Origin of the sequence: Janthinobacterium sp. RA13, from assembly GCF_000745325.1 — a bacterium.
GTDB lineage: Bacteria > Pseudomonadota > Gammaproteobacteria > Burkholderiales > Burkholderiaceae_D > Janthinobacterium > Janthinobacterium rivuli.
Window position 1 is genome coordinate 4,824,960 of record NZ_JQNP01000001.1, and the last position, 10,352, is coordinate 4,835,311.

General features: G+C 61.8%; 11 protein-coding genes and 1 tRNA gene. All 12 read left to right on the top strand.

The window, feature by feature from the left end:
• Positions 1-2: 2 nt before the first annotated feature.
• A complete protein-coding gene (locus FG13_RS21320) occupies positions 3-653 on the top strand; it encodes an outer membrane lipoprotein LolB (RefSeq protein WP_035828557.1) in 651 nt (216 codons plus the stop codon).
• Entirely contained in the window at positions 650-1,534 is an 885-nt protein-coding gene (gene ispE / locus FG13_RS21325) for a 4-(cytidine 5'-diphospho)-2-C-methyl-D-erythritol kinase (RefSeq protein ID WP_035824064.1), read from the top strand. The genes FG13_RS21320 and ispE overlap by 4 nt, the downstream gene beginning before the upstream one ends.
• A 78-nt stretch (positions 1,535-1,612) precedes the next feature.
• Positions 1,613-1,689 (top strand) — tRNA-Gln (locus FG13_RS21330).
• Between the two features lie 150 nt (positions 1,690-1,839).
• The gene (locus FG13_RS21335; RefSeq protein WP_034753270.1) at positions 1,840-2,790 is read left to right on the top strand and encodes a ribose-phosphate pyrophosphokinase; all 951 of its coding nucleotides are present in this window, start codon (positions 1,840-1,842) and stop codon (positions 2,788-2,790) included.
• Between the two features lie 166 nt (positions 2,791-2,956).
• Entirely contained in the window at positions 2,957-3,565 is a 609-nt protein-coding gene (locus tag FG13_RS21340) for a 50S ribosomal protein L25/general stress protein Ctc (protein WP_035824067.1), read from the top strand.
• 115 nt (positions 3,566-3,680) lie between these two features.
• Positions 3,681-4,265 carry an aminoacyl-tRNA hydrolase gene (gene pth, locus FG13_RS21345; protein WP_035824070.1) on the top strand — a complete coding sequence of 195 codons (585 nt, stop codon included), beginning with the start codon at positions 3,681-3,683 and terminating at the stop codon, positions 4,263-4,265.
• A gap of 214 nt (positions 4,266-4,479) precedes the next feature.
• The gene (gene ychF, locus FG13_RS21350) at positions 4,480-5,571 is read left to right on the top strand and encodes a redox-regulated ATPase YchF (protein ID WP_035824073.1); all 1,092 of its coding nucleotides are present in this window, start codon (positions 4,480-4,482) and stop codon (positions 5,569-5,571) included.
• 106 nt (positions 5,572-5,677) lie between these two features.
• Positions 5,678-6,601, top strand: coding sequence for a glycosyltransferase family 2 protein (locus tag FG13_RS21355; RefSeq protein WP_081922670.1), 924 nt, complete (start codon positions 5,678-5,680; stop codon positions 6,599-6,601).
• Between the two features lie 56 nt (positions 6,602-6,657).
• The gene (locus FG13_RS21360; RefSeq protein ID WP_200880303.1) at positions 6,658-7,206 is read left to right on the top strand and encodes a dTDP-4-dehydrorhamnose 3,5-epimerase family protein; all 549 of its coding nucleotides are present in this window, start codon (positions 6,658-6,660) and stop codon (positions 7,204-7,206) included.
• 21 nt (positions 7,207-7,227) lie between these two features.
• Positions 7,228-8,640 carry a lipopolysaccharide biosynthesis protein gene (locus FG13_RS21365; RefSeq protein WP_035824079.1) on the top strand — a complete coding sequence of 471 codons (1,413 nt, stop codon included), beginning with the start codon at positions 7,228-7,230 and terminating at the stop codon, positions 8,638-8,640.
• 121 nt (positions 8,641-8,761) lie between these two features.
• The gene (locus tag FG13_RS21370; RefSeq protein ID WP_035828558.1) at positions 8,762-9,280 is read left to right on the top strand and encodes a sigma-70 family RNA polymerase sigma factor; all 519 of its coding nucleotides are present in this window, start codon (positions 8,762-8,764) and stop codon (positions 9,278-9,280) included.
• Between the two features lie 3 nt (positions 9,281-9,283).
• Positions 9,284-10,252: a FecR domain-containing protein gene (locus FG13_RS21375; protein ID WP_035824081.1), complete on the top strand. Its 969-nt coding sequence runs from the start codon at positions 9,284-9,286 to the stop codon at positions 10,250-10,252.
• Positions 10,253-10,352 lie beyond the last annotated feature (100 nt).

Genomic DNA, 10,352 nt, shown 5'->3' on the forward strand with positions numbered 1-10,352 from the left:
CCATGCCAAAACACCTCTTTGCTCTCACCGCCCTTTGCCTGTCCCTCTCGGCCTGCTCGACCCTGACTTCCCCCTTTTCGTCCGGCACCGCGCCATCCGATAAAACCGTCGCCCCTTACCGCGACCAGGTCGAACTGACGGGCCGCCTGAACGTCGTCTACCAGAAGGATGACAAGCCCGAATCGGCCACCGTCAATTTCAACTGGCAGCAGACGGCGCAGCGCACGGACGTGACCTTGTATTCGCCCGTCGGCAGCACCCTGGCGACGATCGCCGTCACGCCGCAGCAAGCCGTGTTGACGCAAAGCGGCAAGGCGCCGCGCAGCGCGCCCGATGTCGATACCCTGAGCGCGCAGATGCTGGGCTGGTCCTTGCCCGTGTCGGGCTTGCGCGACTGGCTGCAGGGCTATGCCGTGGGCGCCGATGGCAAGCGCTTCGCCGCTTCGCCGGCCAACGACAGCGTCACCACGAAAGACGGCTGGCGCCTGCGCTATGTGTCGTGGCAAGAAGTAAGGCAAAATGCGGCCGACAATACACCGGGCGCCTTGCCCCAACCGCGGCGTATCGATGCCGAACGCAATGCCAGCGCCCAGGCCGATGCCGTGTCGCTGCGCATCGTGCTCGATCCCGCTCCATCCGCTCAAGCACAATGACGTTGACTAACCTGAATAACTGCCCGGCGCCGGCCAAACTGAATTTATTTCTGCACGTCAACGGCCGCCGTGCCGATGGCTACCATCTGCTGCAGACGGTGTTCCAGTTGCTGGACCATGGCGACACCCTGCACTTCACGCTGCGCGACGACACGGCGATCCACCGCGTGACGGAACTGGCCGGCGTGCCGCAAGAGCAGGACCTGATCATCCGCGCCGCGACACTGCTGCAGGCCGAAGTGTTGCGCCGCACGGGCGCCTTGCCGCGCGGCGTCGATATCGCCATCGACAAGGTGCTGCCCATGGGCGGCGGCCTGGGTGGCGGTTCATCCGACGCGGCCACGGCCCTGATGGCCTTGAACCGCCTGTGGCAGGCGGGTTTGACGCGCGAGGAATTGATGGCGCTGGGCTTGCCGCTGGGCGCCGACATCCCGTTTTTCATCTTTGGCGAAAACGCCTTTGCCGAAGGCGTGGGCGAAGCCCTGCAGCCCGTCGCCACGCCGGAATGCTGGTATGTGGTGATTGAGCCGGGCGTGCAAGTGCCGACCGCCGCAATTTTTTGCGCGGAAGGCTTGACGAGAAATACCGAACCCGTCACAATAGCGGACTTTTCCAGGTACCTCGCAGAAGGAAACGATGCGGGCGGGTTTGGTAAGAATGATTTACAGCAAGTGGCATGCAGTCTTTTCAAGCCGGTAGCAGATGCGGTAGAATGGCTGGGTGCTTACGGTGAGGCCAGGATGACTGGTTCCGGTGCTTGTGTGTTTAGTGCGTTTGATAGTCAGGAAGAAGCGGATGCGGTGCTCAGCAATGTGCCACCAGTCTGGATCGCCTGGAAGGCAAAAGCGCTGAATCGCCACCCGATGCTCACCATGTTGTAGAGAGCAAAAAAAGATTTTGCTTAGCGTTAAATAGTCGGTATAATACTGGCCAACATGACGGCAAGCAGTCAGTAACGTAGGGGAATCGCCAAGCTGGTTAAGGCACTGGATTTTGATTCCAGCATGCGAAGGTTCGAATCCTTCTTCCCCTGCCACCATTTCACCGTAGTCTGTCGATGCGAAGTTAGCGTCCAGTACGGGAAAAAGCAGATGTGTCGCCACGCGGCATATTCTAAACAATGACTGACCGGGCCTATGCCCGGTTAGTGCTTTTCAAGACTTCTATATCACCTCTTGGGACTCCCATGGCTTACGAAAACCTGATGGTTTTTACCGGCAACGCGAATCCAGCGTTGGCAGAGGGGGTCGCAAAAAACCTCGGCATCCCTCTCGGTAAAGCAAACGTTTCGAAATTCTCCGACGGCGAAGTAATGGTCGAGATTAACGAAAACGTGCGCGGCAAGGATGTTTTTGTTTTGCAATCCACCTGTGCTCCAACCAACGACAGTCTGATGGAAATCATGCTGATGGTTGATGCCTTGAAACGTGCTTCCGCTGGCCGCATCACCGCCGCGATTCCTTACTTCGGCTACGCCCGCCAAGACCGTCGTCCCCGCTCCGCGCGTGTGGCGATTTCGGCCAAGGTGGTGGCGAACATGCTGGAAGAAGCCGGTGTCGAGCGCGTCCTGATCATGGACTTGCACGCTGACCAGATTCAAGGTTTCTTCGATATCCCAGTCGACAATATTTACGCTTCGCCAATTTTGCTGGGTGACCTGCAAAAGAAAAACTACCAGGACCTGCTGGTGGTGTCGCCGGACGTCGGCGGTGTGGTACGTGCGCGCGCCCTGGCAAAACGCCTGGGCTGCGACCTGGCCATCATCGACAAGCGTCGTCCAAAAGCGAACGTGTCCGAAGTGATGAACATCATCGGTGAAGTCGAAGGCCGCAACTGCGTGATCATGGATGACATGGTCGACACGGCAGGCACCTTGACCAAGGCTGCCGAAGTGCTCAAAGAGCGCGGCGCGAAAAAAGTCGTGGCGTATTGCACGCACGCGGTGCTGTCGGGCCCGGCGATCGACCGTATTTCGGCTTCGCCACTCGATGAGCTGGTCGTGACCGACACGATCCCCCTGTCCGAAGCGGCCCTGGCCTGCGGCAAGATCCGTCAATTGACGTGCGCGCCGCTGCTGGCCGAGACGTTCAAACGCATCATCAAGGGTGACTCCGTCATCTCGCTGTTCATCGACTGATTCGATCAGCAGTAACAGACGTAATGCCTGCGGCGCGACCGGCTTTTTGCCTGTTGCGCCGCAGTGTTTTAATTTTCGGGGTGTTTTGCACCCCATTTTCGAGGATTCCTGGTCGCGGGTATCCTCATAACACAAGGCGCAAGCCTTGTTCTTCTTGGAGTTTCACATGAAAGTTATCGCATTTAAACGCGAATTGCAAGGTTCCGGAGCGAGCCGCCGCCTGCGCATTTCCGGCCAAACCCCTGGTATCGTCTACGGTGGCGCTGAAGCCCCTGTGCTGATCTCGCTGGATCACAACGCCCTGTACCACGCGTTGAAAAAAGAAGTGTTCCACTCGTCGATCCTGGATCTGGAAATCGACGGCGTTTCCCAGCAAGTTCTGCTGCGCGACTTCCAAGTCCACGCATACAAACAACTGGTTCTGCACGCTGACTTCCAGCGCGTTGACGCATCGCAGCCTATCCACGTGAAAGTGGCTCTGCACTTCATCAACGCTGACGTTTCCCCAGCAGTCAAACTGCACGGCGCGACCATCAGCCACGTTGCCAACGAAATCGAAGTCGCTTGCCTGCCAGGCAAACTGCCAGAATTCATCAACGTTGACCTGTCGAACATCGACGTTGGTCACTCGCTGCACGTAGGCGACCTGGTTCTGCCAGCTGGCGTGACCGCTGTCACCCACGGCGCCAACCTGACCATCGCTACCGCTTCGGTACCGGCTGGCCACGTTGCTGCTGAAGCCGCTGCTGCTGAAGTTGTTGCTGACAAGAAGTAATTCTGCCGCCGCAGCAATGCGGTAGTCGCAAGGAAAAACCCGCCAGGTTCGCCGCGCGGGTTTTTTTCCGTCCGTTTTCACCGATAATGCTTTCTTTTACATTGCAGACATAGCCATGCCCATACGCCTGATCGTCGGCCTCGGCAACCCGGGACCCGAATACGAACAAACCCGCCACAATGCCGGCTTCTGGCTGGTGGACAATCTTGCCAACAGCTTGCCCGGCACGCGCTTGCAGCGCGATTCGCGCTACAACGCCATGCTGGCCAAGACTTCCATCGGCGGCAAGGAAGTCTGGCTGCTCGAACCGCTGACTTTCATGAACCGCTCGGGCCAGTCCGTGGGCGCGCTGGCGCGCTTTTTCAAGATCGCCGCCGATGAAGTGCTGGTCGTGCACGACGAGCTCGACTTGATGCCCGGCATCGCGCGCCTGAAGAAGGGCGGCTCGGCCGGCGGCCATAATGGCTTGAAGGACATCACGGCCGCGCTGGGCACGCAGGATTACTGGCGCTTGCGCCTGGGCATCGGTCACCCGCGTACCCTGAGCCTGCAGCAGCAGGTGGCCGACTTCGTGCTGCACCGCCCGCGCCGCGAAGACCAGGAGCTGATCGAGCAGGCGATCGACAAATCCTTGCAGGTGATGCCGCAGATCGTTGAAGGCAAGTTCGAGGCGGCCACGATGAAGCTGCATACGGCCTGAGAACAGGGCCTGATGGCGTCACGATGCGGCTGTTTTGGCGTCATTTGCCCATCATCGGGCTTTTGAAGCGCGCGCGACACGGGTACAATTGACCCCTTGAAATGCAGCACACGCACTATCCCCGGAAAAGGGCGAAGAATCGCCCGTTTTCCCTAACAGCACGGCAAGCACGCCGATAGACGGCGCCATGTGCTTTGATTATTAAAGGTTTTCCATGAGTCTCCAATGCGGTATCGTCGGCTTGCCGAACGTCGGCAAGTCCACCCTGTTCAATGCACTGACGAAAGCCGGCATCCCGGCTGAAAACTATCCGTTCTGCACCATCGAGCCGAACGTCGGCGTCGTCGAAGTGCCGGATCCGCGCATGGATGCGCTGGCCGCCATCGTCAAGCCGGAACGCATGGTCAACGCCATCGTGGAATTCGTCGACATCGCCGGCCTGGTGGCCGGTGCATCGAAGGGCGAGGGCCTGGGCAACCAGTTCCTGTCGCACATCCGCGAAACGGACGCCATCGTCAACGTCGTGCGCTGCTTCGAAGATGACAACGTCATCCACGTGGCCGGCAAGATCAATCCGCTCGACGATATCGAAGTCATCCAGACCGAACTGGCGCTGGCCGACATGGGCACCGTGGAAAAAGCGATCCACCGCGAAAACAAGAAAGCCCGCTCGGGCGACAAGGATGCGGCCAAGCTGCTGGCCATCATGGAACGCATGATGCCTTACCTGAACGACGCCAAGCCCGTGCGCGCCATGGGCCTGGACGCCGACGAAATGGAACTGATCAAGCCGCTGTGCCTGATCACGGCCAAGCCAGCCATGTTCGTGGCCAACGTGTCCGATTCGGGCTTCACGAATAACCCGCTGCTGGACCAGCTGACGGCCTACGCGCAAGCGCAAAACGCCCCTATCGTCGCCATCTGCGCCGCGCTGGAAGCGGAAATCGCCGACCTGGACGATGCCGACAAGGGCGCTTTCCTGGCCGACATGGGCATGGAAGAGCCAGGCCTGGACCGCCTGATCCGCGCCGGCTACAAGCTGCTGGGCCTGCAAACCTACTTCACGGCAGGCGTGAAGGAAGTGCGCGCCTGGACCGTTCCCGTGGGCGCCACGGCGCCGCAGGCGGCCGGCGTGATCCACACCGACTTCGAACGCGGCTTCATCCGCGCGCAAACCATCGCCTATGACGACTTCATCGCCTACAAGGGCGAAGCGGGCGCCAAGGAAGCGGGCAAGATGCGCGCCGAGGGCAAGGAATACGTCGTCAAGGATGGCGACGTGCTGAACTTCCTGTTCAACGTCTGACGAACGCGGTTGCTGGCCCATGCCGGCAACTGCTATCAGTCCATTGCGAAATGCCGCTCAATAACCTGGGCGGCATTTTTTTGTCCGTGATTTGAAAAGGCTTGCCATGCAGTCAGAGAAGCAACCGCTCGTTTCCATTGTTATGGCCACGTATAACCGGAGCAATATCCTCGGGTATGCGATTCAATCGCTACTCGCCAGCACCGTGCAGGATTGGGAGCTGATTGTCGTCGGCGATTGCTGCACCGACGATACCGCCGAGGTGGTCGCCGCGTTCGGCGACGCGCGCATCCGCTTTGTGAATCTGGAAGCCAATTACGGCGAGCAGACGGGGCCCAACAATGTCGGCGTCAGCCTGGCGCGCGGCACCTATCTGGCATTCCTGAACCACGATGACCTGTGGTTGCCCGATCATTTGCAGAGCAACATCGCTATCCTCGATAGTACCGGGGCTGACCTGGTCTTTGGCCAGGGACTGGTGGTTTTGCCGGTCGGATATCACATGGTGGGGGCGCTGGCGGAAGGCGTGCAAGCGTACCGTCCGTGGATGGACGTGCCTGCCACTCTGTGGGTCATGCGGCGTGAGCTGGCCCTGCAGATCGGCCCGTGGAAGCCGTCATGGGAAGTGCGCTCCTCGCCATCGCAAGCGTGGTTGCACCGCGTGTATCGCGCGGGACGGCCGATGCTGGCCCATCCACGCATCGGCGCCATCCTGATACAGTCTGGCAGCCGCAGAAATGCCTACCTGGAGCGGCAGCACAGCGAGCATGCGTTCTGGTGGGCGCACATGCAAGATCCCCTCAATATTTTGCAGGCTGTCACCACGCTGTATGGCAAAGTGGGCCGTGAGCGGCTGATTGCGCCGCTACAGTCGGCCATGACGACCGCGAAAGCCTTGTCGCGCCGTCTTTGTTATATGTTGGGACTATGGCCGCCGTATCCCGGTTTCTGGCTCCGGTATTGGCGCAAAGGCACATTTTTACGTGAATTGCGCCGCCGCCGGGGATTGAAGGACATGCCGCGGCGATAGATAATACGATGGCAATACATAAGAGCATTTTTATACAATTTCTGGGGGTAGATCTGGTGGCGGAGAAAGATAACTGGTTGTTGGCTGGCGCGAAGCAGGACGGCGAAAGCATTACCAAGGAATGGAAGCCGAAGGCGCCTGCCTTGATCGATGGCGTGATCTTTCAGGAAATCAAGCCTGTGTTGACGGCGTACGGCAGTCTGACTGAAATTTTCCGTACTGAATGGGTGCCTGGTGCGGCGCAGATCGGCCAGATATTTGCCTCGACCCTGGAGCCGGGTGGACTGAGCGCCTGGCATGCGCATGCCATCACGACGGACCGCCTGTTCGTGGCGGCGGGCCAGATGCGCGTGGTGCTGTACGACGCGCGCGCGGATTCGCCCACCTTTGGCATGCTCAACGAATTCAAGCTGGGCACCAGGCGTCCCGGCCTGCTCGTCGTGCCGCCCCGCGTCTGGCATGGCGTGCAGAATTACTGCAGCACGCCGGCCATCCTCGTCAATGCGGTGGACCATGCGTATCGCTATGATGCGCCGGACCACTGGCGCGTGCCGGCCGATTCGGACACGGTGCCGTATCGTTTTTCCAACGACAGGCATGGCTGAGATGTCCGGCCCGGCTGAACGATGCGCCTGAACCGTCTCGCGGGTTTTTCAGCCGGCCCCATCTTGTCGCTGCTGTGCAGCCTTGCCACCGTGCCTGCCGTGGCCTGGCTGTTTCCGCCTGCCGACATCGGCAAGCTGGATTTCTTCATGACCGCGTGCACGGTGGCCGGTTTGCTGCTGTCGCTGGGGCTGGATAAGGCTTTCCTGCATGAATACCATTACAGCACGAGCCGTAGCGGCTTGCTGAAAGCGTGCCTGCTGCCGGCCGTGCTGCTCGCGCCCGTGGCGCTGGCCGTGATACTCGTGTTTGCCGCGCCGGTAGCGCAACTGTTGTTCGATGCGGCGCAGCCTGCATTGGCCGTCCTGTTCGCTGCGGGCATGCTGAGCGCCCTGGCCAATCGCCTGATCGCGCAGCTTTTCCGCATGCAGGAGCGCGCCTGGGTATTCAGCCTGGCGCAGGTCTTGCCGAAAATCTCGCTGTTGCTGCTGCTGCCTGTGCTGTGGTGGGATCCGCAGCGCAATTTCGTGCACCTGGCAAGCCTGGTCGTGGCCACCACCTGGCTGGTCACGTTATGGCTGCTGTGGCATGCGCGCGTATCGCTGGCGCAAGCCTGGCGCGCCGCCGTGGACCGGGTGCTGCTGCGGCGCCTGCTTTCCGAGGCAGGGCCCCTGCTGGTGAGCGCCATAGGCTACCTGTCCATGTTGTCGGCCGGCATGGGCTTGCTGCGCATTTTTGCCGGCTTTGACGAGCTCGGTATTTATGCGCTGGCCACGCGCGTGGCCGCCGGCGCCTGGCTGGTGCAGTCGATTTTTACGATTGTCTGGATACCGCAAGTACACAAATGGGCCGCGGCCGGCGGCGACCTGTCGAATATCGCGGCCATTTGCCGCCATGCGCAAGCCGTCGTGGTGGTGGGCTTTTGCCTGGCGGGCGCCCTGGCCTGGCTGATCGGATGGGTCTTGCCTTCCAACTATCATGGCGTCGCGTATCTGGCGGTGGCCACCGTGGGCCAGCCGCTGTTGTATGCGCTGGCGGAAGTGAGCGGCGTCGGCATCAGTCTGGCCCGCCGTCCCTCCTTATCCATCGCCGCTTTCGCGGCAGGCTTGCTGGGCACCTTGCTGGCCGGCGCCGTGCTGGTGCCGCGCTGTGGCGCCACGGGCGCCGCCGTCTCGCAGCTGCTGGGTTTCCTCGTGTACTTTGTCGTCAAGACGGAGCTGGGCATGCGCGTCTGGCGTCCGCTGCCGCGCCGTTCGCTGTACCTGAGCGCCTGCCTGCTGTCGCTGCTGGCGGCGGGCCACGCGTTTTTTGCCCAGCGCCTTGGGGTGCTTGCTCCGCTGGCGTGGGGTGTGCTGCTGGCGGCCGCACTGTACGTCTGCCGGCCTTCGCTGCGGGCCGCGTTCAGGCTAATCAAGCCCGTCCGGCAGCAGGGCTGACAGCGTTTGCCGTCCGTCGCCGTATTGCGCTTTCCTGACCACTCCGCGTACAATGAGAATAATTCTCATTTATAATCCGATGCGCCTGCTCTTGCCGGCCGTTGGCGACAGGAAGGGTATCGTGAGCACCGCCGAGTTAGCGCTTCAGCAGCAAGTCAGCAGTCTGTACACCGACCACCATCACTGGCTGCGTGGCTTGCTGCGCCGTAAACTCGGCAATGCCTTCGATGCGGCCGACCTGGCGCACGACGTGTACCTGCACCTGATGAAGACGGGCAGGGTGCCGCCGGCCGGGGAGTCGCGCCGCCACCTGACGCAGATCGCCAATGGCATGGTCATCGACCTGTACCGCCGCCGCCAGATCGAGGCCGCCTACTTGGAAGTGCTGGCCCTGGTGCCCGAAGCGCTGGCGCCGTCCGAGGAAGAGCGCGCGCTGGTGATCGAGGCGCTGACGGAAATTGACGCCGTGCTGCACCAGCTGCCCGCCAAGGCGCGCAAGGCCTTGCTGCTGTGCAAACTCGATGGCCTGAGCTACCGCGACATCGCCGCCGAATTGCAGGTGTCCGTTTCGTCCGTCGAAAAATACATCGCCGCCGGTTTGCTGGCCTGCTACCAGGCCATGCACGCCCAAGGCGCCTGAACCATGGAGGTGGTGATTGCACCGGCCATCGTGCAGCAGGCGGCCCAGTGGATGGCGCGCCTGTGGTCCGATGACGCCAGCGACGCGGACCGGGATGCCTGCGCCCGCTGGTGCGCCGCCCATCCGCACCACGCCATCGCCTGGCAGCGTTTGCAGGCGTTCGAAGGCAAGCTGCACAGCGTGCCGCGCGACGCGGCCCGGCACGCGCTGCGCGAACCGGCGCCGGCCGCCTACCTGAACCGCCGCCGTGCCCTGAAACTGCTGGCCGTGTTGCTGCCCGTGGGCGGCATGGCGTACCTGCTGCGCGGCACGGATGCCTGGCAAGTGGCCACGGCAGGGCATAGCACCGACAAGGGCGAGATCCGCGAGATGACCTTGCCTGACGGCACGCGCGTGATGCTCGCTTCCGCTTCCGCCATCGATGTGCGCTTCGACGCCAGCGAGCGCTTGCTGATCCTGCGCAGCGGCGAAATCCTCGTCACCACGGCGCGCGATCCCGACCCGGCGCAGCGGCCTTTCCGCGTGCAGGGCCGTCATGGCACGGTGCAGGCGCTGGGCACGCGTTTTACCTTGCGGCAAGACGAATACACGTCGCGCGTGGCCGTCTTCGAAGGCGCCGTCGAGGTGCGCCTCGCGCATGCGCCCGGCCATCCCGTGCGCATCGACACGGGCCAGGGCGCTGTCTACTCGGCGGACATCGTGCAGTCAGGCGCACCCGCGTCCGCCAGCGCGGCGGCCTGGACCAAGGGCGTGCTGGTGGCCGACAACATGCGCCTCGATGAGCTGCTTGCGGAACTGGCCCGCTACCGTCCCGGCCTGCTGCGCTGCGACCCGGCCGTGGCCAGCCTGAGCGTCAACGGCGTGTTTTCCCTGCGCGACACGGACCGCGCGCTGCACAACCTGGCGCTGGCCTTGCCCGTGCAAATCGTTGCGCGCACGCGCTACTGGGTGACCGTCCAAGCCGCTGCCTGACAATTTCGCGGACCTGATTGAGGGTTTTGCATTCTCGTTCGGGATATAGGGTGAGAGCCACCCTTATCCCTTGAACTTATGCACGCTTTTTCCCGTTTTT

Coding starts and splice junctions, on each gene's coding strand:
- FG13_RS21320 (WP_035828557.1), top strand. CDS start 3: ATGCCAAAACACCTCTTTGCTCTCACCGCCCTTTGCCTGTCCCTCTCG.
- ispE (WP_035824064.1), top strand. CDS start 650: ATGACGTTGACTAACCTGAATAACTGCCCGGCGCCGGCCAAACTGAAT.
- FG13_RS21335 (WP_034753270.1), top strand. CDS start 1,840: ATGGCTTACGAAAACCTGATGGTTTTTACCGGCAACGCGAATCCAGCG.
- FG13_RS21340 (WP_035824067.1), top strand. CDS start 2,957: ATGAAAGTTATCGCATTTAAACGCGAATTGCAAGGTTCCGGAGCGAGC.
- pth (WP_035824070.1), top strand. CDS start 3,681: ATGCCCATACGCCTGATCGTCGGCCTCGGCAACCCGGGACCCGAATAC.
- ychF (WP_035824073.1), top strand. CDS start 4,480: ATGAGTCTCCAATGCGGTATCGTCGGCTTGCCGAACGTCGGCAAGTCC.
- FG13_RS21355 (WP_081922670.1), top strand. CDS start 5,678: ATGCAGTCAGAGAAGCAACCGCTCGTTTCCATTGTTATGGCCACGTAT.
- FG13_RS21365 (WP_035824079.1), top strand. CDS start 7,228: ATGCGCCTGAACCGTCTCGCGGGTTTTTCAGCCGGCCCCATCTTGTCG.
- FG13_RS21375 (WP_035824081.1), top strand. CDS start 9,284: ATGGAGGTGGTGATTGCACCGGCCATCGTGCAGCAGGCGGCCCAGTGG.